The sequence below is a fragment of the Rhodococcus sp. DT1 genome (genome assembly GCF_049844875.1).
Lineage (GTDB): Bacteria > Actinomycetota > Actinomycetes > Mycobacteriales > Mycobacteriaceae > Rhodococcus.
Map to the genome: position 1 here is coordinate 567762 of NZ_JBNCLW010000001.1, position 22625 is coordinate 590386.

Sequence of the window (22625 nt, forward strand, 5' to 3'; positions counted from 1 at the left end):
CCTCAGGCCAGGAAGAACATCTGCGTGAGCGGGAGGGTCTGCGCAGGATCGATCGCCGCCGGTTTTCCGTCGTACGTGACGTCGTAGGTCTCGGGATCGACTTCGACGACCGGGGTGGCGGTGTTGCGCACCATGTGCTGCTTTCCGATGTTGCGGCACCTCTTCACCGGCAGCACCTGACTCTCCAGCCCCAGCTTTTCGGGCACACCGTTCGCGATCGCCGCCTTCGACATGAACGTGGCTCTCGTGGACTGCAATGCCCTGCCCTGCGCACCGAACATCGGGCGGTAGTACACCGGCTGCGGCGTGGGCAGCGACGCGTTCGGTTCACCCATCAGACCCCAGTTGATCAGGCCGCCTTTGACGATCACCTTGGGCTTGGCGGCGAACGACGTCGTCGGCCACAGCACGATGTCGGCCATCTTCCCTTCTTCGAGCGACCCGATGTAGTCCGAGACGCCCTGGGTGATCGCGGGGTTGATGGTGATTTTCGCCAGGTAGCGCAGCACGCGGAAGTTGTCGTTGTCCGGTGAGTCCTCCGGCAGCTTGCCGCGCTTGTCCTTGCAGTGGTGTGCGATCTGGAACGCACGCATGAAGGACTCGCCGATACGGCCCATGGCCTGTGAATCGGAGGACACCATCGAGATGATGCCTTCGTCGTGGAACACCGTTTCGGCGGAGATCGTCTCGGCACGCACGCGGGAGTCCGCAAATGCGACGTCTTCCGGGATGTCGTGCGACAGGTGGTGGCACACCATCACCATGTCGAGCAGTTCGTCCACCGAATTGGCCGTGTAGGGGAGCGTCGGGTTGGTCGAGGACGGCAGCACGTTCGGGTGACCCGTGACCTTGATGAGGTCGGGTGCGTGTCCGCCGCCGGCGCCCTCGCTGTGGAACGTGTGGATCGTCCGGCCGTCGATCGCATCCAGAGTGTTCTCGACGAAGCCCGACTCGTTGAGGGTGTCGGTGTGTACGGAGATCTGGATGTCGTAGCGGTCCGCGACGTCGAGTGCGTTGCTGATCGCGGCGGGTGTGGCGCCGTAGTCCTCGTGCACCTTCAGACCTGCCGCGCCGGCCTCGATCTGCTCACAGAGCGCCTCCGGCAGGGATCCGTTCCCCTTTCCGAGGAAGCCCATGTTGACCGGCATGGCTTCGGCGGATTCGAGCATCCGGTGGAGGTTCCAGACGCCGGGGGTGGTGGTGACACCGTTGGTGCCGTCCGTCGGTCCGGTGCCGCCACCGAACAAGGTGGTGATTCCGTTCGCCAGGGCCGTCACCCCCTGTTGCGGGGAAATGTAGTGCACGTGGGAGTCGAAGCCGCCCGCCGTCGCGATGCAATGTTCACCGGCGAGGAGTTCGGTACCCGGCCCGACGACGAGTCGGGGATCGACGCCCTTCTGAAGATGCGGGTTGCCGGATTTGCCGACACCGGCGATCTTTCCGTCCCGTACTCCGATATCGCCCTTGAGGACGCCGAGCACCGGATCGAGGATGATCGCGTTCGTGATGACGAGGTCCAGCACTCCCTGGGCATCGGTTCCCTGGGGGTCGGCGCCCATTCCGTCGCGCGCCGTCTTGCCGCCGCCGTAGACGATCTCGTCGCCGTAGTTGCCCTCGTTGAAGTCTTTTTCGATCTCGATGACGAGGTTCGTGTCGGCGAGGGTGACTCGGTCACCCGTCGTGGGTCCGAAGAGGTCCGTGTATTGCTTGCGCGAGATGATTGCCATTACTTTGCGCCCTTCTTCTTCTTCGAGGTGCTCTTGCTCTCTCGCGCCTGGGGTGTGCCGTCCTGGTACTCGAGTTCCTTCATGAGCGCCATGGCACGGATCTTTGTGCCCTCGGAGTCCAGACCGCCGTCGACGAGGTTGTTGAAGCCGATGACGTGGCGGTTGCCGGCGTACGCGACGAGGGTCACCTCGCGGGTGTCGCCGGCCTCGACGCGCACCCCCAGCCCGGAGGGCAGATCCAGGTGCATTCCGTAGGCGAGTTCACGATCGAACAGCAGCGCCTTGTTGACCTCGAAGAAATGGAAATGGGACCCGATCTGGATTGCACGATCTCCGGTGTTGCTCACCTGCAGGGTGACGCTGCGGCGCCCCGCGTTGATCTCGATGTCGTCTTCGCTGTGGTCGTATGTGGGCTTGGCTACCATGATGATTCCTTCCTCGCGGAGCGGTTGCGTGCTGCAGCGCGCCGTCGGGTCGATCTGCCGGTCAGTGTGAAGACGCGGTAGCGGGGTGTCGGTGGCTGTGTTCGGTGCCGGGATCGTCGCCGGGACGGCTCCGATCTGCGTGCTCGTGTCCGTGTCCGTGTCCGTGGCCGTGCGCGCTGTCCGGCGAGTCGTCGAAAGCGTGCGAATGGGCGTAGCCGTGGCCGTGGTCCGCCATCAGGCCGGACTCGACTCCGGTACGGCCGTGGGCGAGTTCGTGCACTGCGTCGCGGATGCGCGCATCGATGATGCGGATCGCTGCCTGTTCGCTCATCAACGGTCCGTAGAACTCACAGCCGGTAAACCTGCTGTCGTCCAAAGGAACAGGGGACTCCCGGCGAAAGCCTGCCGGAACGACTACGGCGTGTGGGTGGCCGAGCCGTCGCAGCCGTTGCAGAACGTCGGCAAGATCGTCGTCGGTGTGTGTCGTGGCAACCTCCACTACGTTGCCTGCTCCGTGGGTGCGCACCAGGTGCGCGACGCGGTGCAGTTCCGCCTCGTCGAAAGGGTCGGAGGAAGGAGCCTGGATCACCATCGCGGCGTCGGACGAGCGGCTCCGAATACCCGTGGCCGCCAGGCGCAGCCACGAGATCAGATGGTCAGAGCTGCCGAACGGGGCCGCCAGCGCGAGACGTTCCGGTGCGCCCGCTGCCAGCCACCGCACCGTCTTGGCAGTGTCGGCCACCAAGGTCGGATTACGCCCCATCGTCATAGGAACGACCACGATCGGGCCGTCTCCGGACGACAGATGGCGGGTGAGCAGATTGTGGAGCGGCCGGCCGATCGGGGTGACGAACCACCGGTTGCGAGCCTGCTCGAGGTATCGCACGTCCGCGCCCTCGGCGCTTTCGTGGCCCGCGACCAGAATCGTGGTGGCGTCTTTCCCGGCGGGTTCGGCCACGTCAGTTCCCGATCGGGTCGTGGCAGGAGACCAGCTTGCTCCCGTCGACGAACGTCGCTTCGACCTGCAAGAGCGGCAGGCGTTCCCGTACGCCTCCCATGCAGTCCTTCTCCGCGACGATGGTTCTTCCCAGCTCCATGACTTCCGCAACGGAGCGTCCGTCGCGAGCGCCTTCCAGGATCGCCTCGCTGATGAGCGCAGTCGCCTCGCTGGCGTTGAGCTTCGTGCCCCGTTCGCGTCGTCGGCGTGCAAGTTCTGCAACCTGGTACACGTAAAGCTTTTCGATTTCTCGTGGAGTCAAATCCATTTCTGCTCCCGCAATGCCGTAGGTTCCGATTCGATGAGCATCTCCCGGCGACGAGCCGGAGCTCGCTGTCTCGGACGATACGCCGGAGCCGCAATGAAGTTCGGCCTTTGGTTTTTTCATCGGACGCGGCAGCGCCGACGCCGAGACCGATAAGCGCGGCGACACCCGGCGAACCTCCAGATATTAGGAACAGCGGTCGTTGTCGTCGTCCGTGAATTGAATATCTATTCATATGTGCAGTCGTTCAGCCTGCATGGGTGGCGCCCGACGCTGTAGTGACGCGCGTCTGCTGCTCCGACCCTCCACCGGGGAACGAAAGGCTTCGTGTGCCGGATCCGTGGAAGACTGCATTTCGGCGGATCCGAAGAATGGTCGACTCGGTGGTGCGAATCGGCTGCACAATTTCCGGACGGAACAAAGACCGAAACGGACGGATCGCAATTCTTTGTCGTGTGTTCAGTTTCGGAGACGAGCGAGAGTCGGTGAATTGCGCGTGGACCGCCGGCGGTCGGGTCGCCGTATCGGGTAACGGCAAGCCCGGACGTATTTCACGAGGTCCAGAATTACGGCCGACCGGATTTCCGTACCAGCGTCGTGGTTCTTCGACGGCGGACACATCATCGCCGAATCCGGTCGTGACATCGATAAGGCGTGCGGCGCACAGTCGCCGCACGCCCCTCGACTGCTCGGGTGTGCTATCCGCTCTCGACCGGCACGACGGTCATTTCGACGAGGTCGTCGCCCAACGCCGACAGGGCGCTTCGCACGCTGGTCAGCGACTCCGCAGGGGTCAGGATTTCCGCGCGGACCCGTGGGGTGACATCCATGGTTCGTTTCTGTCCTCGGACCATCTGGTCGACCGACGAAGCCGTCGTGACGAATACCTCGGACAACATCGCGCGGCGGGCACCTGCGGCGAGCACTTCCCGTTCCACGCCCGCGGCCCCACCCGAGTCGAGAACCGCGGTGACCAGGTACAGCGTGTTCCCGGGCTCCAACGGCTTCGGAGCCGCGGAAACCGTTGCCCCGTCGGCCGTGGGATCGGGGGGAGTGGGGCCCTCCTGGTAGGCGCTCATCCCCTGCTGGCTGAGGTCGAGATGTTCTTCTTCCTCGGCACTGACGCGAAGTCCGATCGTCTTCTCGATCGCGAAGGCGATCACCAGGGTGAGCACCAGCGCGTAGGCGATCACCGAGGCCAGTGCGACGACCTGATAACCCAGCAGTGTCAATCCACCACCGTGGAACAGACCGTCTCGGCCGATCGAGTTGATGGCTTCTTCTCCGAAGAACCCGACGCACAGGGTGCCGAACACGCCGCCGATGAAGTGGACCGCCAGCACGTCGAGCGCATCGTCCACGTGCAGAAGCCTTTTCAGGCCGAGTGCCAGGTAGCACACCACTCCGGCGAGGGCGCCGATGACCACCGCGGCCCAGCTGCTGACATAACCCGCGGCGGGAGTGATGGTCGCCAATCCGGCGACCGCGCCGGTCACGGCGCCGAGCACGGTCGAATGGCCTTCCCGGTACCGCTCGAACACCAGCCAGACAAGCATCGCAGTGGCACCCGCCAACTGGGTGTTGACCAACGCCTGCGCGGCAACTCCGTTGGCCTGCAGTCCGTCACCGGCGTTGAAACCGAACCAGCCGAACCAGAGTATTCCCGCTCCCACGATCACCAACGGGACCGAGTGCGGCAGGGGTGCCCGGTTGGGCCGCACCTTGCGCCGCCCGAGGACGATCAACAGACCGAGTGCGGCAGCCCCCGCCGACGCGTGGACAACCATTCCACCTGCCCAGTCCTGCGCTCCCATCTTGGTCAACCATCCCGTGGGGGCCCACAACCAGTGCGCGACGGGTGCGTACACGATCACCGACCAGATGGCGATGAACACTGCCCACCCGAAGGCCTTGAGGCGATTGGCCACTGCGCCGGTGGCCAGCGCCGGGGTGATGATCGCGAACATCAACTGATACGCGAAGAACGCCAGCGTCGGGATCGCCACGGTTTCGGTCACCACGTGGAGGTCCGGCTTGGGGGCGTCGTCGATGTTGGTGAGTGCGACGAATCCGAGATCGGCGACGATCCCGTTGCCTCGGTCGTTACCGAACGCGATGCTGTACCCGAAGGCGAACCAGGTGAGCGAGATGATGCCGAGCCCGATCAGATTCTGCTGCAACATCACGAGGGTGTTGCGCTTGCTCACCATGCCGGCATAGAAGAACGCCAGGCCCGGTGTCATGAACAGCACAAGGGCTGCGCACACCAGCACCCACGCGGTGTCACCGGTGTTGATCACGTCTTGGGACAAGGTCGTAGAGGTCATCGACGGGCCTGCGCTTTCGGGCGAGGTGTGTGATCAGTCGCGAACGGCTCTGCTGAACAAGGCATTTCGGACTTCTGCCGACCTGGAGATGGGGCCTGCGGGCTTCGCCCTGCATGGTGTCGAGCGGTATGCATCGAGCGACCTCCGATCCTTGCACCGGTCAGTCACGCTTTTCTCGGCACGCCGGCGCACTGTCGCCGGAAGGACGAGACTTGCAGTCCGACGCGAGCATATACACCGTGTTTGTGTCACGCGGGTCAATCGCGTCAACTCGAACGGGCCGCTCATGAACAGGTTCTCGCGGTACACCTCGCGATCGCCCGGATAGTCCGTTCTTCGCTGTCGATCCTGTTATCCCGTACCCGTACGGTCGTGTAGCCCTAGACTTGCGCCGTGGACGCTGTCCAGTGGCTCGGGATCATCATCCTTGGGTTGACGCTGCTGGATGTATTCCTCACCGCCCTCAATTACGACGACGCAGGCTTTCTCACGCGCGCTGTGACGTCGTGGGTCTGGCGTGTCATCAGACGAGTGACGCGAAAGATGTCACGCGGACGGCGACCCGCCGTACTCCGTCAGGTCACGGGCATTCAGCTCATCGTCACGGTGGGCATGTGGGTGGGCGGCACGATCCTGGGATACGCCTTCATCTACGTCGGCATGATGAGAAAGCAAGACTTCCTGTACAACGGCGGCACCGACGATGCCTTCGGCGCAATTTATTTCAGTACAGCCCAGCTCTCCACGGTGGGCACGTCCCAAGTCGTTCCCGACACCGATGTATCCCGGATCATCTCGGTCCTGGAGACTCTCACCGGTGTCGTGCTCGTCTTCCTGATTCTCACGTTTCTTCTCGGGGTCTACGGAGTGATCAGCGCCCTGCGCGGTCTGTCCGCGCAGTTCTACAATCCCGGAAACAGCGTCGGCGACCCGGTCGCGAGCCTGAAGCCGTACTTCCCGGGCGGCGAATCGCGCGACCTCGACTCCAAACTCTCGTCCATCGCCGACAGTTTCAGCAGCTACACCGACGGTGTCCGGCTGCACCACTCCGCCTACTACTTCCAGAGCGGCCGCGACACGTTCTCGCTGCCGTATTCGATCCGGATGCTGAGCGGGGTCGTCGGGGCACTTCGGTGGGGGTTGCCCAGATCCCACCCGGTGACTGTCGAGCCGATGCTGCTTCCGCTCACCGACCAGTTCCTGAAGTTCGCGGACTACATGCATCCTCTGCTCGGGTGGACGAGCACCGATGTTCCCGAGACGAGGTCGCGTGGGGAGTTCCGCCGGCTGATCGGGGAGGACATCGAGCTGCACCGGACGGACGGACATCGCTCGGCGCCTCCTGTCGAGAGCGAGGATCCGTGGGTTGCCCGGTTCGCCCGGGTGAATCGGAAGATGGGCGAACTCGTTCACCTCGAACCACTCACCGATCTCGACGAGGCCTACGAACGGTACGTCGAGTGGCTGCCGTTCGCGTACCGGGCGCAACAGTTCACCGATGCGGTCGGCCGGGACCTCGATTATCAGCCGGTGTACGCGCCCGGCTGGGCGGATGTTCCGGAAACCACTGCTCCGGGAACCCGGAAGCCCGCCACCGGCGGCGTACGAGCCTTCTTCGCCAACCGGTTCACGCTCATCGATCCCGGCTACATCCGGCTATTCGGGTCCTTGCGCGTGCTCATCGCGGCGGTGGTCTCGGTGGCGGTGGTGGCGATCGGCCTCGAACTCGCAGGGAAAGCCCCGATGCCCACGGCCATCTTCGGCGGAATGATCGCGATGTTCGCGGGCGGGGTTGCGGCGCAAAGCGGTGCGCGCCCGGGACTCGCCAAGTTCGGCGGGATGCTGACGCTCGTCCCCGTGGTCGTCGCGGTCGGTTTGATCACCCTGGTTCCACGCGAACGGTTGCCGTCGGTGCTCGCCGTCGCCGCCCTCGCCTTCGTGGGTGTGTTGCTGTCCCGGTTCGGACCACAAGGGGCCGGGCTCGGCCGCGTGTTGTTCATGACGTTCTACTTCAGCCTGCTGCTTCGGCTGAGCCCTGACGATTTCTGGCTGTACGCACTGACGGGGCTGGTGAGCGTCACCGCGTCGGTACTCGTTCAGTTCATTCCGCTCGGTCACGGACACGTCGGGCTCGTACGGAGCGGCGTCCGGGCGTTCGAGAACAGTGTTGCGCACAGCATCGATCCCCTCGTCGATACGGTGTCGGCAGCCCGGTGGGATCCGGATCTGCGCAAACGTATGCACAGCGGACTCGACCAACTCCACCACACCGCGTCCTTTCTGGGAGGTCAGCTCACCAAACAGGACCCGGCCCTGCACTTCTCCGCAGAGCAGCAGAACAACCTGCGAATACGTCTCTTCGATGTCGAGCTCGCAACGGTCAATCTGTCTGCGGCGGCTCGGGATGCGACCGGGTCGGGCATGCCCATCCCGGTCCGGGCTCGGCTCGCCGGCGAACTCGAACAGCTCCAGCTCCACATTCGTAGTTATCCGGACCTTCCGGCGTGGATGGGCGATTCCGGAGACGAGAACGACGCGATCCGTCCACCCGACGACGTGCCCGATCCCATCGACTGGCCTCTGCCGGCGCAGCGGTTGCATCATGCCGTGCGCGAACTCCGGTTTGCTGTGGACGCGTTGCATACCGCCCGCCCCGAAGACCTCATCGGCAGCCCCGGCGACACCGATGGTGCAGGCTCGACTTCCGCGGTCGGAGCGGGATCTGCTGCGGGTGAGCAGGAATCGTCCTCCGCTCCGAGCGGAGGACGCGCGCCGGCCGGCACGAACGCCGGGCCGATCCGACGCGCGGTGCAGGCCGCACTCGCGACCGGGCTGGCCCTCTGGATCGGAGGGTCCGTATCGGAGACCTACCAGTATTGGGCCGCGCTGCCGGCGTTCTTCGTACTGGGTGAGACGGACGGGGAGACGTTTCTCAAGGGGATGCAGCGCATCGTCGGAACCGTGGCCGGAGCCGCGATCGGGTTCGGCTTCGCGATCGTGGTCGGGACCGACACTCCCGTGGTCCTCCCGCTGCTGGCCCTGTGCATCTTGGCGTCGACGTACTTCCGTCCTGTGTCGTCCGTCCTGTCGGCGCTCTGGATCACGGCGTTCGTCGCGTTGCTCTACGACCTGCTGGGAAGACTGGATACCGAAACCATCGAACTGCGTGTCGTGGAGACGGTGATCGGAGCGGGGCTCGCGCTGGTGGTCGCCGCGGTCGTTCTGCCCACCCGTACCCGCACCCGCTTGTCGTCGGACACGTCTCAGTTGGTGCGGACCGTCCAGGACGTCACCGGCATCTGTCTCGCACACCTGCGGTCCGGATCCACGGGGACCCTGGACAGGCAGGAACTCGCACGCCGGGAACTCGCGCTGACCACGCTGGTCCAGAAGGTCGAGGCCACCGCCGTCCCGCTGCGCCGTTCTTCCGGGGCGCTCGATGTCCGGGGGATCGAAGGGCGGCTCACCGCACTGTGGGCTCTGTTGTTCTACACGCGGCATCTGGTGTCCGCCACCGAGCGTCTCTCGGCCGACGAGAACGTCCTGACCGACTCGCAGTGGGGCGCGATCCAGGATATCGGTGAGGACAACTTCGAGGCCCTGCTGAAAGCGCTGGCAGGGGAGACGCCCTCCGCGGTGCAGGAGGACATGCAGGCCACCGACGAGTACGACATCCCGCACGACAGCACGTTGTCCCGTGTGCTCCAGTCTCTCGAACGAATCGATCAGACCGTGACCTTCATGGTCGAAGAGGTGTTGCCGAGTGAAGGGCGACTGTCGCGGTTCACGTCGTCGTTCCGCCGGGTCTGAACCCGAATCTCGGGAGACTGTCCGAATACACTGCCGGGCAGTCGTTTCTGTTTCGTCTCGATCCGCGGCGACGCCGCCGGGCGGAGCGTCCGTGCTGGTGACCGGCACGTGCGACGCGCTCGTCTAGACTCGATCGATGTGGCCCACCCGATGATTGCCCCCTCGATTCTGTCCGCCGATTTCGCTCGTCTCGCCGACGAGGCGCAGGCCGTCGCCGGTGCCGACTGGCTCCACGTCGATGTGATGGACGCCCATTTCGTGCCGAACCTGACTCTCGGTCTGCCCATCGTGCAGTCGCTGCTGAAGGCGACGGACATCCCGCTCGACTGCCATCTGATGATCGAGAACCCGGGCCGGTGGGCCCCGCCCTATGCCGAAGCGGGCGCACACAACGTGACGTTCCACGCCGAGGCGACGGACGATCCGGTGGCCGTGGCCCGCGATATCCGCGCCGCAGGCGGTAAGGCCGGACTGTCCGTCAAACCGGGCACCCCCATCGAGCCCTACCTGGAGATCCTCCGCGAGTTCGACACGCTGCTCGTCATGAGCGTCGAACCCGGTTTCGGCGGCCAGGCGTTCATTCCCGACGTACTCGACAAGGCGCGCGCGGTGCGGAGACTGGTGGACTCCGGCGAACTGCGCCTCCTGGTGGAGATCGACGGCGGAATCAACGCGGACACCATCGAAGCGGCGGCGGAGGCCGGCGTGGACTGCTTCGTGGCCGGTTCCGCCGTCTACGGTGCCGAGGATCCGGCCGAGGCGGTGCGCAAGCTGCGCGCACAGGCGGCAGCCGCCTCGCCGCACCTGACACTCGCGACGTGACGCCCCCCGAAGTCACCGAGGCATTTCAGTTCGCGCTGGATGCGTCGGAGGCCGTGCGGGGAACCACCAGCCCGAACCCGCCGGTCGGCGCCGTGATCCTCGACGCGAACGGGCAGGTCGCCGGGGTAGGTGCCACAGCGCCTCCGGGCGGTCCGCACGCGGAAGTGCGGGCCCTGGCTGCGGCCGGCGACCGGGCACGCGGCGGCACCGCCGTGGTCACCCTCGAGCCGTGCAACCACACCGGACGCACCGGACCCTGCGCCCGCGCGCTCATCGACGCCGGAATCGCGACGGTGTACTACTCCGTCCCGGACCCCGGTCCGGTGGCAGGGGGAGGAGCAGAGACCCTGCGTGCCGCGGGGATCACGGTGCATCCGGGACTCGGGGCCGACGCCGTCATCCACGGCCCGTTGCGGGCCTGGCTTCACCGGGCACGCACCGGCCGGCCCCATGTCACGTGGAAGTACGCGGCGACGCTCGACGGCCGGAGCGCCGCGCAGGACGGAACCAGCCAGTGGATTTCCGGACCGGAAGCGCGTGCCAGGGTGCACGACGAGCGCAGTCGGCTCGACGCGATCGTCGTCGGCACCGGGACGGTTCTGGCCGACGATCCGTGGCTGACCGCCCGGCTGCCCGACGGAGATCTCGCACCGCACCAACCGCTGCGCGTGGTCGTGGGGATGCGGGAGATCCCGACCTCGGCACGTGTGCTCGACGACGCGGCGCCGACGCTCGTGCTGCGTACCCGCGACATCGGGGACGTCCTCGACGCCCTCGCCGACCACCCGGACGTGCTGCTCGAGGGCGGGCCGCGACTTGCCGGGGCGTTCCTCGCCGCGCGCAGTGTCGACCGGATACAGGCCTACCTCGCGCCGATGTTCCTGGGTGCGGGAACGCCCGCTGTGCAGGACGCCGGCGTACACAGCATCACCGAGGCGCTACGGTTTCGTCGGGAGCGCATCGACACCGTCGGCGCGGACGTGTTGTTGACCCTGGTCCCGGAACGGGATCTGTGAGACCGGTCCCGGAACGGGATCTGTGAACCGAACCCGGCCTCGGCCGGGAGTGAAGGAGCCCGAACGTGTTCACCGGCATCGTCGAGGAACTGGGTGAGATCGTGGCGCGAGAGGATCTCGCGGACGCAGCGCGCTTCACCGTGCTCGGCCCGGTGGTGACCTCCGACGCGAAACACGGCGACTCGATCGCCGTCAACGGCGTGTGCCTGACGGTGGTGGACGTGCAGGCCGGCGACTCCTTCACGGCGGATGTGATGCAGGAGACACTGAACCGGTCTTCGCTGGCGCGGCTCGCCGCGGGAAGCCGGGTCAACCTCGAGCGTGCTGCCGCGCTGAACAGCCGGCTGGGCGGGCACCTCGTGCAGGGACACGTCGACGGCACCGGCACCGTGATCTCCCGGGCGCCGTCCGAGAACTGGACGGTGGTGCGAATTTCGCTGCCGGACAGCATCTCTCGATACGTGGTCGAAAAGGGATCGATCACCGTGGACGGAGTGTCCCTCACCGTCTCCGCGCTCGGTGGCGATCCGGGTGACGAGTGGTTCGAGATCTCGCTGATCCCCACCACCTTGTCGCTGACCACTCTCGGTTCAGCCGAGCCCGGCACGCTGGTCAACCTCGAGGTCGATGTGATCGCCAAGTACGTGGAGCGACTGCAGAACGCCCGTTAGGTAGTCGTAGGGTGGACACGACAAGTGGACGCGAAGCACGAGTCGTCCGGATACGAGATTTGGAGCCCAGGCAAGTGACGAGGTTCGACACCATCGAGCGCGCGGTCGCCGATATCGCCGCCGGTAAAGCGGTAGTCGTGGTCGACGACGAAGACCGTGAAAACGAGGGTGACCTCATCTTTGCGGCGGAGAAAGCCACACCCGAACTCGTCGCCTTCATGGTGCGATACACCTCCGGGTACCTGTGCGTCCCGCTCGACGGCGACGACTGCGACCGGCTCGGGCTGCCTCCGATGTACTCGACCAACCAGGACAAGCACGGCACCGCCTACACGGTCACCGTCGATGCGAAGGAAGGCATCGGCACCGGCATCTCCGCGTCCGACCGTGCGGCGACCATGCGCCTGCTCGCCGATGCAGACTCGCGCGCCGACGACTTCACCCGGCCCGGCCACGTCGTGCCGCTGCGTGCCAAGGAGGGCGGTGTCCTGCGCCGCCCCGGGCATACCGAAGCCGCCGTCGATCTCGCCCGCATGGCCGATCTCCGTCCCGCCGGTGTCATCTGCGAGATCGTCTCGCAGAAGGACGAGGGCGAAATGGCCCGCACCGACGAACTGCGTGTCTTCGCGGACGAGCACGAACTCGCACTGATCTCGATCGCCGACCTCATCGCGTGGCGCCGCAGGCACGAGAAGCACGTCGTGCGGGTCGCAGAGGCGAGAATCCCCACCCGGCACGGGAGCTTCACGGCCGTCGGATACCAGAGCATCTACGACGAGGTCGAGCACGTCGCGCTGGTGATGGGAGATATCGCCGGACCGGACGGCGACGGGGCAGACGTCCTGGTGCGGGTGCACTCCGAGTGCCTCACCGGCGACGTCTTCGGTTCACTGCGGTGCGACTGCGGACCGCAGCTCGATGCGGCTCTCGAGATGGTCGCGCAGGAAGGCCGGGGCGTCGTGCTCTACATGCGCGGACACGAGGGCCGTGGAATCGGCCTGATGCACAAGCTCCAGGCCTACCAGCTTCAGGACGCCGGCTCGGACACCGTCGACGCGAACCTCCAGCTCGGCTTGCCCGCCGACGCCCGCGACTACGGCATCGGCGCGCAGATCCTCGTCGACCTGGGTATCTCCTCGATGCGCCTGCTGACCAACAACCCGGCCAAGCGCGTCGGCCTCGACGGCTACGGTCTGCAGATCACCGATCGGGTCCCGATGCCGCTGCGCGCCAACCGCGAGAACCTCACCTACCTGCGGACCAAGCGCGACCGCATGGGCCACGACCTCGTCGGACTCGACGAGTTCGAAGCCGGGGACGCCTGATGAGCGGGGAAGGTCTGCCCGACCTGCAACTCGGTGACGCCGCGGACCTCCGCCTCGCCGTCGTCGCAGGCAGCTGGCACGCCGAGATCTCCGGTGCCCTGATCGCCGGCGCCCTGCGCGTCGCCGATCGCGCCGGCATCACCGACGTCACGGTCGAGCGGGTCGCGGGGGCTGTAGAACTTCCCGTCGTCGCACAGCAACTGGCACGAACCCACGATGCGGTGGTCGCACTGGGCGTGGTCATCCGCGGCGGAACTCCGCATTTCGAGTACGTGTGCGACGCGGTCACCTACGGACTGACGCGGGTTGCTCTCGACGAGAGCACACCCGTGGGCAACGGGGTGCTCACCACCGACACCGAGGAGCAGGCGCGTGACCGCGCGGGACTGCCCGGCTCGGCCGAGGACAAGGGCGAGCAGGCATGCGCGGCCGCACTCGACACCGCCGTGACGTTGCGCCGGCTGCGGGAGGCCCGGACATGACCTCTGCCGACACCCGATGGGAACTCGAGGTCCGACCGGCGAAGATGCGCCTGTGGGTGATCCTCGGTGCCGTCTTCGTCCTCGCCGTACATATCGGCGCCGCGCTGGTCCTGCGCGGCGGCGGCGATTCGGGCGTGCATCTGCGACTGGCGGACCAGATCGCCATTCTCACGATCGGGATCGCGTTGTCGGGCGCCCTGCTGCTGTTCACCCGGCCCCGGTTCCGTGCCGGCGCGGACGGCGTCGCGGTGCGCAACGTCGTGGCCGAGAGACACGTCCCGTGGGACGAGGTTCGCGGTCTGTCGTTCCCCGAGGGCGCGCCGTGGGCGCGTCTCGAACTGCCGTACGACGAATACGTGCCCGTGGTCGCGGTGCAGGCGAGGGACGGCGGAAGTGCGGTCGACGCCCTGGACCGGTTCCGGGAACTCGAAGCCCGGTACAGCCGGGGTGTCGTCGGCGACGACTAACCTGGACTCGTGCCCGACCCCTCCACATACCGCCCGGCTCCCGGCACCATTCCGACGGAACCGGGGGTCTACAAGTTCCGAGACCCGCACGGCCGGGTCGTCTACGTCGGTAAGGCGAAGAACCTCCGCTCGCGTCTGAACTCGTATTTCGCCGACGTCGCATCGCTGCATCCGCGTACCCGGCAGATGGTCACCACCGCCGGCAGCGTCGAGTGGACCGTGGTGCGCACCGAGGTCGAGGCGTTGCAACTCGAGTACAACTGGATCAAGGAATTCGATCCTCGGTTCAACGTCCGCTATCGCGACGACAAGACGTACCCCATGCTGGCGGTGACCCTCAACGAGGAATACCCCCGCCTCTTCGTGTACCGAGGACCGCGCCGCAAGGGCGTCCGGTATTTCGGGCCCTATTCCCACGCGTGGGCGATCCGCGAAACCCTCGACCTGCTGCTCCGCGTCTTTCCCGCCCGCACCTGTTCCGCCGGGGTGTTCAAACGACACACCCAGATCGGCCGTCCCTGCCTGCTCGGCTACATCGACAAGTGCTCGGCCCCGTGTGTCGGCAGGGTCGACGCCGACGAACACCGCCGCATCGTCGAAGCGTTCTGCGACTTCCTCGCCGGCCGTACCGACAAGATGGTCCGCGAAGTCGAACTGAAGATGCAGGCGGCCGCCGACGAACTCGACTTCGAGACCGCAGCCAGGCTCCGCGACGATCTCGGAGCGCTTCGCAAGGCGCTCGAGAAGCAGGCGGTCGTGCTCGGTGACGGGACCGACGCCGACATCGTCGCGTTCGCCGACGACGACCTCGAGGTCGCCGTGCAGGTGTTCCATGTGCGCGGCGGACGGGTCCGAGGCCAACGTGGCTGGGTCGTCGAGAAATCCGGCGACGTGCTCGACCGCCCCGACGACAGGAACACCCCCGGCGAAGCGACCGAGCACGTCGGCGACGTGGAAGAGGTCTCCTTGCTCGTCGAACAGTTCCTCACGCAGTTCTACGGCGAGGAAGCCGCACTCGTATCCGGTGCGCCGGCCGACGAGGAGACACACGAAGGCGGTGCGGTGCCGCGGGAGGTCCTGGTGCCCGCACTGCCCCCGGAACCGGAGGAGATGACGCGCTGGCTCGGCGGTCTGCGCGGTGGCCCGGTGCGCCTGCGGGTGCCGCAGCGCGGCGACAAGAAGGCCCTTGCCGACACGGTGCAGCGCAATGCGAAGGAGGCGCTGGCGCAACACAAGCTGCGACGCGCCGGTGATTTCACCGCGCGCTCGGCGGCATTGCAGGGAATCCAGGAAGCACTCGACCTCGATTCGGCGCCGCTCCGCATCGAGTGCGTCGACATCAGCCACGTGCAGGGCACCGATGTGGTCGCGTCGCTGGTGGTGTTCGAAGACGGACTGCCCCGCAAGTCCGACTACCGGCACTACGGCATCAAGCATGCCGCCGGCGACGGGCACTCCGACGACGTCGCGTCCATCGCGGAGGTCACGCGCCGCCGGTTCCTGCGTCACCAACGCGACACGACACCGGCCGATGCCGGCAACGGCGGCGATTTCGCGCCCGAAGCCGCGCTGGATCCCGCGACCGGCCGCCCCCGCCGATTCGCCTATCCGCCGAACCTCTACGTCGTCGACGGCGGTGCCCCGCAGGTGGCGGCGGCCGCAGAGGTCCTCGACGAACTGGGGATCACCGACGTCGCCGTGATCGGCCTCGCCAAGCGACTCGAGGAGGTGTGGGTACCGGGGGAGGAAGACCCGGTGATCCTGCCGCGCACCAGCGAGTCGCTCTACCTGCTGCAGCGCATCCGCGACGAAGCGCACCGCTTCGCGATCACCTTCCACCGCAGCAAGCGTTCCCGCCGTATGACCGCCTCGGCGCTCGACGGGGTCAAAGGCCTCGGGGAGACCCGTCGCAAGGCGCTCGTCACCCACTTCGGCTCGGTCGCGCGGTTGCGCGAGGCGGACGTCGAGGAGATCACCGCTGTGCCGGGTATCGGCAAGACCACCGCACAGGCGGTTCTCGATGCGCTGCACGCCGAGCGCACCCCGCCGGGTTCCAGCAAGGACGCCGACCCGGGTGCGCCGGTCCCGTCCGTGGGCGATGATGACCCGGTCGGCGTGTCGGCGTCGCGAGCGGAGGCTGAACAGTGACGGAAGTGGATCGTAGGTCCCGGGAGCGGGACGAGCACGGGACGAGTCCGGCAGGGGAGAAGGAAGCGCGTGCAGAGGTGATCCTCGTGACCGGACTGTCCGGTGCGGGACTGAGCACCGCTGCGACCGCGCTCGAGGACCTCGGCTGGTACGTCGCCGACAATCTGCCGCCCCAGCTCGTGATCTCGATGGTCGATCTCGCGGTGCACGCCGAGCCTCCCCTCGAACGGCTCGCGGTGGTCATGGACGTGCGCAGTCGCTTGTTCACGGGCGATCTCGGGCGGGTTGTGACCGATCTCGCCGCGAGGCCGGTGAGCACCCGCGTGCTGTTCCTCGACGCCACCGATGCCGTCCTGATCCGCCGGTTCGAGCAGGTCCGGCGCAGTCATCCGCTGCAGGAGGACACCGCCGACCGGACCCTCTCCGACGGCATCGCCGCCGAACGGGCTCAGCTCGCTCCGGTGAAGGGCGCCGCCGATCTCGTCATCGACACCTCCACGCTGTCCGGGCCCGAACTGCGCCGCAAGATCGAAGCGGCCTTCGGCGACGCGGCGTCCGACACGATCAGGGTCACGGTGGAGTCGTTCGGCTTCAAGTACGGACTCCCCATGGATTCGGATCTCGTGTGCGACGTGCGGTTCCTCCCGAATCCCCATTGGATCGCGGAACTCCGCCCGTATACCGGGCAGGACCCCTCGGTCCGCGATTATGTACTGTCCCGCGACGGTGCCGAAGACTACTTGCGCACCTATCACCGGCTCCTGGAATTGACCACGGCCGGTTACCGTCGGGAGGGGAAGCGCTATATGACGATCGCGGTGGGATGCACCGGCGGCAAACACCGAAGCGTGGCGATGGCAGAAGCACTCGCCGCGCGCCTCGAGCGGGAGCCCGGGCTCGCGGTGCACGTCGTGCACCGGGATCTGGGGCGCGAGTGACCGCGCACCCTACGACTCCACCGCCCGGCGACGCTCGCTCCGGGCCCGCGATCACCGCCCTCGGCGGGGGGCACGGACTGTATGCCACGTTGAGCGCGGTCCGGCGGCTCACCGATCGCGTCACCGCCGTGGTGACGGTCGCCGACGACGGCGGATCGTCCGGCCGGCTCCGCGCCGAACTCGGTGTGATCCCGCCCGGAGACCTGCGGATGGCCCTCGCGGCGCTGGCCGCCGACACCCCGGACATTCGTGTGTGGACCGAGGTCGTGCAGCACCGCTTCGGCGGCACCGGCGCCCTCGCGGGGCACTCGGTGGGCAACATGATCCTCGCGGGGCTCACCGAGGTGGTGGGCGATCCGGTGGAGGCACTGGACATGCTCGCCAAGGTCCTCGGACTGCGGGGACGGGTGCTTCCGATGTCGCCGATCGCACTCGACATCGAAGCCGACGTCTCGGGCCTCGAAACGGACCCCCGGGTGAGCCGGTGCATCCGCGGGCAGGTCGCGGTCGCGACCACCCCCGGCAAGGTACGGCGGGTCCGGCTGATCCCCGCCGATCCACCGGCGTGCCCGCTCGCGGTCGACGCCGTGTGCGAAGCGGACATGGTGGTGCTCGGACCGGGTTCGTGGTTTTCGAGCGTGATCCCGCACGTGCTCGTCCCGGAACTCCACGAGGCCCTGACGCACACCTCGGCGACGAAGGTCCTCGTGCTCAACCTCGCCGCCGAGCCGGGAGAGACCGCCGGCTTCTCCGCGGAACGGCACCTGCACGTCCTCGCGCAGCACGCCCCGGACTTCCGGGTCGACCACATCGTCGTCGATGCGGCCTCGGTGACTCCGGGACGGGAACGGGACCACCTGAGTCGCGCGGCTTCGCACCTGGGCGCGGACGTCTCGTATGCCGACGTGTCCGAAGACGGAACCCAACGACACGACCCCGCCAAGCTGGCGGTCGCACTGGAAACGTATCTGTCACCGATTCGCGGCAGCGCCCGCGCCGGAATCGGCGACCGGAGGGAGATCATCTCGTGGCAATGACAGCGGAGGTCAAGGACGAGCTGAGCAGGCTGTCGGTCACCCGTACCAGCAATCGCAAGGCCGAAGTGTCCTCCCTTCTGCGCTTCGCCGGCGGGCTGCACATCGTCGCCGGCCGCGTGGTCGTCGAAGCCGAGGTCGACCTCGGTTCGATCGCGCGTCGGCTGCGCCGCGAGATCTTCGAGCTCTACGGCTATGCCGCCGACGTCCACGTGCTCGGCGCGGGTGGCCTGCGCAAGAGTTCGCGGTACGTGGTGCGGGTCGGAAAGGACGGCGAGGCCCTCGCGCGCCAGACCGGACTGCTCGACGGCCGCGGACGCCCGGTGCGAGGACTGCCCGCCCAGGTGGTCGGTGGCAGCGTGTCCGACGTAGCCGCGGCATGGCGGGGAGCCTTCCTCGCACACGGCTCGCTCACCGAGCCCGGACGGTCGTCGGCGCTGGAGATCAGCTGCCCCGGACCCGAAGCCGCGCTCGCCCTCGTCGGTGCGGCGCGCCGCCTCGGCGTCACGGCCAAAGCGCGGGAGGTACGCGGAGCCGACCGCGTGGTGATCCGCGACGGTGAAGCCATCGGAGCGCTCCTCACCCAGATGGGAGCCCAGGACACCCGGTTGACCTGGGAGGAGCGCCGGATGCGCCGGGAAGTGCGGGCGACCGCGAATCGGCTCGCGAATTTCGACGACGCCAACCTGCGCCGATCCGCGCGCGCGGCAGTCGCGGCTGCGGCCCGCGTCGAGCGTGCTCTCAACATTCTGGGCGACGACGTTCCCGATCATCTGGCCGCTGCCGGCACGCTCCGGGTCGAGCATCGCCAAGCTTCCCTCGAGGAGCTCGGGCAGCTCGCGGACCCGCCGATGACCAAGGACGCGGTCGCCGGACGCATCCGGCGTCTGTTGTCGATGGCCGACCGCCGAGCAAAGGACCTCGGGATTCCCGATACCGAGTCGGCGGTGACCGCGGAGTTGCTGGACGACGCGTAGAGGCGCACGCTTGTGGGGAGTTCGTCACACAGGGCGGATCTCACACGGTGGCCCCGGCGCATTAGGGTAGGGGTCACAACGGCACAATCATCAGCACAATTATCGAGATCTGGGCAAAGGAGCTCCACTGTGACTGTCCGCGTAGGCGTGAACGGGTTCGGACGTATCGGGCGCAACTTCTTCCGCGCAGTCGAAGCGCAGAAAGCGCTCGGCACCACTGACATCGAGATCGTCGCCGTCAACGACCTGACCGACAACGACACTCTCGCAACGCTCCTGAAGTACGACTCGATCCTGGGTCGCCTCGACAAGGATGTGCGTGTCGAAGGCGACTTCATCATCGTCGGCGAGCAGAAGATCAAGGCGCTCGAAATCAAGGAAGGCCCGGCCGCGCTTCCGTGGGGCGACCTGGGTGTCGACGTCGTCGTCGAGTCCACCGGTATCTTCACCGACGCCGCCAAGGCCAAGGGGCACCTCGACGCAGGTGCCAAGAAGGTCATCATCTCCGCGCCCGCCAAGGGTGAGGACATCACCATCGTGATGGGCGTCAACGACGACAAGTACGACGGCAGCCAGAACATCATCTCCAACGCCTCGTGCACCACCAACTGCCTCGGACCGATCGCCAAGGTCCTCGATGACAGCTTCGGCATCGAGCGCGGTCTCATGACCACGATCCACGCCTACACGCAGGACCAGAACCTCCAGGACGGCCCGCACAAGGATCTGCGTCGCGCCCGCGCCGCAGCCCTGAACGTCGTTCCCACCGGCACGGGTGCCGCCAAGGCCATCGGCCTGGTTCTTCCGCAGCTGCTCGGCAAGCTCGACGGCTACGCGCTGCGCGTGCCGATCCCGACCGGCTCGGTCACCGACCTCACCGCCAACCTCCGCACCAAGGCGTCGATCGAGGAGATCAACGCCGCGATGCAGGCCGCAGCAGAGGGACCGCTCAAGGGCATCCTGAAGTACAACACCGATCCGATCGTCTCCTCGGACATCGTCACCGACCCGCACTCCTCGATCTTCGACGCGCCGCTGACCAAGGTCATCGACGATCAGGTCAAGGTTGTGGCCTGGTACGACAACGAGTGGGGCTACTCGAACCGCGTCGTCGACCTCATCGGCCTCGTCGGCAAGTCGCTCTGAGACCCCGAACCGGACAGGACACCCGAACAGTGGCAGTTCAGACCCTGAAGGATCTGCTCGACGCCGGGGTGGAGGGGCGCGGTGTGCTGGTGCGCTCCGACCTCAACGTCCCCTTGGACGGCGCGACGATCACCGATCCCGGCCGCATCATCGCGTCCGCCCCGACGATCGAAGCACTGGCGGAAGCCGGCGCCAAGGTCGTGGTCGTGGCGCACCTCGGCCGGCCCAAGGGCGAGCCGGATCCGAAGTTCTCGCTCGCGCCCGTCGCGGCGAAGCTCGGTGAGGTGCTCGGCCGCAACGTCCAGCTCGCCGGCGACGTCGTCGGGCAGGACGCTCTGGCTCGCTCCGAGGGCCTGACCGACGGCGACATCCTCCTGCTGGAGAACATCCGCTTCGATCCGCGGGAGACCAGCAAGGACGAGTCGCAGCGTCAGGCGCTCGCCCGCGATCTCGTCGAGCTCGTCGGCGACGACGGTGCTTTCGTCTCCGACGGTTTCGGTGTCGTGCACCGCAAGCAGGCGTCGGTGTACGACGTGGCGAAGCTGCTCCCGCACTACGCCGGTGGCCTCGTCGCTGCCGAGGTGGCAGTGCTCGAGAAGCTCACCACCGACACCGAGCGTCCCTACGCGGTCGTGCTCGGCGGATCGAAGGTCTCCGACAAGCTCGCAGTGATCGAGGCGCTCGCGCCGAAGGTCGACACGCTGGTCATCGGTGGCGGAATGTGCTTCACATTCCTTGCGGCACAGGGCATTTCGGTCGGCAATTCCTTGCTCGAAGAGTCGATGATCGAGACCTGCAAGGGACTGCTGGACCGCTACGCCGATGTCCTGCACATTCCGCAGGATGTCGTGATCGCCGACAGCTTCTCGGCCGACGCCGAAGCGAAGACCGTCCCGGTCACGGAGATTCCGGACGGCTGGATGGGTCTGGACATCGGACCGGAGTCGGTGCAGCGGTTCGCGTCGTTGCTCTCGGCGGCCAAGACCGTGTTCTGGAACGGCCCGATGGGCGTGTTCGAGTTCCCGAAGTTCGCGGCGGGCACCAAGGGTGTCGCCGAGGCCATCGTCGACGCCACCGGCAAGGGTGCGTTCAGCGTCGTCGGCGGTGGCGATTCCGCTGCGGCAGTGCGCCAGCTGGGCCTGCCGGACGACGGGTTCTCACACATCTCCACCGGCGGCGGTGCCTCCCTCGAATACCTCGAGGGCAAGGAACTGCCCGGCATCTCGGTTCTGGAGGCCTGAGCGCGATGGCACGCACACCGCTGATCGCGGGCAACTGGAAAATGAATCTGAACCACCTCGAGGCCATCGCGCTGGTGCAGAAGATCGCGTTCACGCTGCCCGACAAGTACCTCGAGAAGGTCGATGTCACGGTCATCCCGCCGTTCACCGACATCCGTTCGGTACAGACGCTGATCGACGGCGACAAGATCAAGCTCACCTATGGTGCGCAGGATGTCTCCGCCCACGATTCCGGTGCGTACACCGGGGAGATCTCCGGTGCGATGCTCGCCAAGCTCGGCTGCACCTACGTCGTGGTCGGGCACTCCGAGCGACGCACGATGCACGCCGAAACCGACGAGATCGTGCGCGACAAGACGAAGGCCGCGCTCAAGCACGGCCTGACTCCGATCGTGTGCATCGGCGAGGGCCTCGACATCCGTGAGGCCGGCGACCACGTCGCATACAACGTCGCCCAGCTGAAGGGCTCGCTCGCCGGGCTGTCCGCCGACGACATCGCCAAGATCGTCGTCGCGTACGAGCCGGTGTGGGCGATCGGCACGGGCAAGGTGGCCTCGGCCGCCGACGCCCAGGAAGTCTGTGCGGCGGTGCGCTCCACCCTCGCCGAACTCGCCTCGCCCGAGGTGGCATCGTCGGTCCGTGTCCTCTACGGCGGATCGGTCAACGCCAAGAACATCGGCGAGCTCATCGCGCAGACCGATGTCGACGGTGGCCTCGTCGGAGGCGCCTCGCTCAAGGCCGACGAGTTCGCTCAGCTCTCCGCAATCGCGGCGGGCGGCCCGCTCCTGTAGGCCGACCCGAGCAGCA

General features: G+C 66.8%; 19 protein-coding genes. 14 read left to right on the forward strand and 5 right to left on the reverse strand.

Annotated elements, in window-relative coordinates; genetic code table 11:
* Positions 1-2: 2 nt before the first annotated feature.
* The 5 genes from ureC to ACLQ3J_RS02680 form a co-directional block, all read right to left on the reverse strand.
* Positions 3-1727: an urease subunit alpha gene (gene ureC, locus ACLQ3J_RS02660; protein ID WP_169621841.1), complete on the reverse strand. Its 1725-nt coding sequence runs from the start codon at positions 1725-1727 to the stop codon at positions 3-5.
* Positions 1727-2152, reverse strand: a complete 426-nt coding sequence (gene ureB / locus ACLQ3J_RS02665) for an urease subunit beta (protein ID WP_296550769.1) — start codon at positions 2150-2152, stop codon at positions 1727-1729. Before ureB ends, ureC begins: the two co-directional genes overlap by 1 nt.
* A 61-nt stretch (positions 2153-2213) precedes the next feature.
* Positions 2214-3110 carry a sirohydrochlorin chelatase gene (locus ACLQ3J_RS02670; protein WP_425902068.1) on the reverse strand — a complete coding sequence of 299 codons (897 nt, stop codon included), beginning with the start codon at positions 3108-3110 and terminating at the stop codon, positions 2214-2216.
* 1 nt (position 3111) lies between these two features.
* A complete protein-coding gene (locus ACLQ3J_RS02675; protein ID WP_169621845.1) occupies positions 3112-3417 on the reverse strand; it encodes an urease subunit gamma in 306 nt (101 codons plus the stop codon).
* A 695-nt stretch (positions 3418-4112) separates the two neighbouring features.
* Positions 4113-5741, reverse strand: a complete 1629-nt coding sequence (locus ACLQ3J_RS02680; protein ID WP_296550767.1) for an ammonium transporter — start codon at positions 5739-5741, stop codon at positions 4113-4115.
* 393 nt (positions 5742-6134) lie between these two features.
* Between ACLQ3J_RS02680 and ACLQ3J_RS02685 the strand changes: the two genes are divergently transcribed.
* The 14 genes from ACLQ3J_RS02685 to tpiA all read left to right on the forward strand — a co-directional run bounded on the left by ACLQ3J_RS02685 (position 6135) and on the right by tpiA (position 22609).
* On the forward strand, positions 6135-9551 hold the full coding sequence (locus tag ACLQ3J_RS02685; RefSeq protein WP_425902069.1) for an FUSC family protein: 3417 nt from the start codon (positions 6135-6137) through the stop codon (positions 9549-9551).
* A gap of 138 nt (positions 9552-9689) precedes the next feature.
* On the forward strand, positions 9690-10373 hold the full coding sequence (gene rpe / locus ACLQ3J_RS02690; protein WP_169621848.1) for a ribulose-phosphate 3-epimerase: 684 nt from the start codon (positions 9690-9692) through the stop codon (positions 10371-10373).
* Entirely contained in the window at positions 10370-11389 is a 1020-nt protein-coding gene (ribD, locus tag ACLQ3J_RS02695; RefSeq protein WP_425902070.1) for a bifunctional diaminohydroxyphosphoribosylaminopyrimidine deaminase/5-amino-6-(5-phosphoribosylamino)uracil reductase RibD, read from the forward strand. The genes rpe and ribD overlap by 4 nt, the downstream gene beginning before the upstream one ends.
* Before the next feature lie 65 nt (positions 11390-11454).
* Entirely contained in the window at positions 11455-12060 is a 606-nt protein-coding gene (locus ACLQ3J_RS02700; protein WP_169621850.1) for a riboflavin synthase, read from the forward strand.
* Positions 12061-12134: 74 nt separating this feature from the next.
* Positions 12135-13385: a bifunctional 3,4-dihydroxy-2-butanone-4-phosphate synthase/GTP cyclohydrolase II gene (locus ACLQ3J_RS02705; RefSeq protein WP_169621851.1), complete on the forward strand. Its 1251-nt coding sequence runs from the start codon at positions 12135-12137 to the stop codon at positions 13383-13385.
* Positions 13385-13867 (forward strand): 6,7-dimethyl-8-ribityllumazine synthase, encoded by a 483-nt coding sequence (gene ribH, locus ACLQ3J_RS02710; RefSeq protein ID WP_169621852.1) that lies wholly within the window; start codon positions 13385-13387, stop codon positions 13865-13867. The genes ACLQ3J_RS02705 and ribH overlap by 1 nt, the downstream gene beginning before the upstream one ends.
* Positions 13864-14334: a PH domain-containing protein gene (locus ACLQ3J_RS02715; RefSeq protein WP_169652143.1), complete on the forward strand. Its 471-nt coding sequence runs from the start codon at positions 13864-13866 to the stop codon at positions 14332-14334. The genes ribH and ACLQ3J_RS02715 overlap by 4 nt, the downstream gene beginning before the upstream one ends.
* Positions 14335-14343: 9 nt before the next feature.
* A complete protein-coding gene (gene uvrC / locus ACLQ3J_RS02720; RefSeq protein WP_169621854.1) occupies positions 14344-16482 on the forward strand; it encodes an excinuclease ABC subunit UvrC in 2139 nt (712 codons plus the stop codon).
* Positions 16483-16559: 77 nt separating this feature from the next.
* Positions 16560-17420: an RNase adapter RapZ gene (rapZ, locus tag ACLQ3J_RS02725; RefSeq protein ID WP_296550807.1), complete on the forward strand. Its 861-nt coding sequence runs from the start codon at positions 16560-16562 to the stop codon at positions 17418-17420.
* Entirely contained in the window at positions 17417-18457 is a 1041-nt protein-coding gene (locus ACLQ3J_RS02730) for a gluconeogenesis factor YvcK family protein (protein ID WP_296550763.1), read from the forward strand. Before rapZ ends, ACLQ3J_RS02730 begins: the two co-directional genes overlap by 4 nt.
* Positions 18448-19431 carry a DNA-binding protein WhiA gene (whiA, locus tag ACLQ3J_RS02735; RefSeq protein WP_296550762.1) on the forward strand — a complete coding sequence of 328 codons (984 nt, stop codon included), beginning with the start codon at positions 18448-18450 and terminating at the stop codon, positions 19429-19431. The genes ACLQ3J_RS02730 and whiA overlap by 10 nt, the downstream gene beginning before the upstream one ends.
* A gap of 129 nt (positions 19432-19560) precedes the next feature.
* A complete protein-coding gene (gap, locus tag ACLQ3J_RS02740; RefSeq protein WP_169621860.1) occupies positions 19561-20577 on the forward strand; it encodes a type I glyceraldehyde-3-phosphate dehydrogenase in 1017 nt (338 codons plus the stop codon).
* A 29-nt stretch (positions 20578-20606) separates the two neighbouring features.
* Positions 20607-21818 carry a phosphoglycerate kinase gene (locus ACLQ3J_RS02745; protein WP_169621861.1) on the forward strand — a complete coding sequence of 404 codons (1212 nt, stop codon included), beginning with the start codon at positions 20607-20609 and terminating at the stop codon, positions 21816-21818.
* 5 nt (positions 21819-21823) lie between these two features.
* On the forward strand, positions 21824-22609 hold the full coding sequence (tpiA, locus tag ACLQ3J_RS02750) for a triose-phosphate isomerase (RefSeq protein WP_169621862.1): 786 nt from the start codon (positions 21824-21826) through the stop codon (positions 22607-22609).
* The last annotated feature ends 16 nt before the right edge of the window (positions 22610-22625 follow it).

What these genes read in the sequence shown, in the direction of transcription:
- ureC (WP_169621841.1), bottom strand. Translation starts at nt 1,727, where the DNA reads ATGGCAATCATCTCGCGCAAGCAATACACGGACCTCTTCGGACCCACG.
- ureB (WP_296550769.1), bottom strand. Translation starts at nt 2,152, where the DNA reads ATGGTAGCCAAGCCCACATACGACCACAGCGAAGACGACATCGAGATC.
- ACLQ3J_RS02675 (WP_169621845.1), bottom strand. Translation starts at nt 3,417, where the DNA reads ATGGATTTGACTCCACGAGAAATCGAAAAGCTTTACGTGTACCAGGTT.
- ACLQ3J_RS02680 (WP_296550767.1), bottom strand. Translation starts at nt 5,741, where the DNA reads ATGACCTCTACGACCTTGTCCCAAGACGTGATCAACACCGGTGACACC.
- ribH (WP_169621852.1), top strand. Translation starts at nt 13,385, where the DNA reads ATGAGCGGGGAAGGTCTGCCCGACCTGCAACTCGGTGACGCCGCGGAC.
- ACLQ3J_RS02715 (WP_169652143.1), top strand. Translation starts at nt 13,864, where the DNA reads ATGACCTCTGCCGACACCCGATGGGAACTCGAGGTCCGACCGGCGAAG.
- tpiA (WP_169621862.1), top strand. Translation starts at nt 21,824, where the DNA reads ATGGCACGCACACCGCTGATCGCGGGCAACTGGAAAATGAATCTGAAC.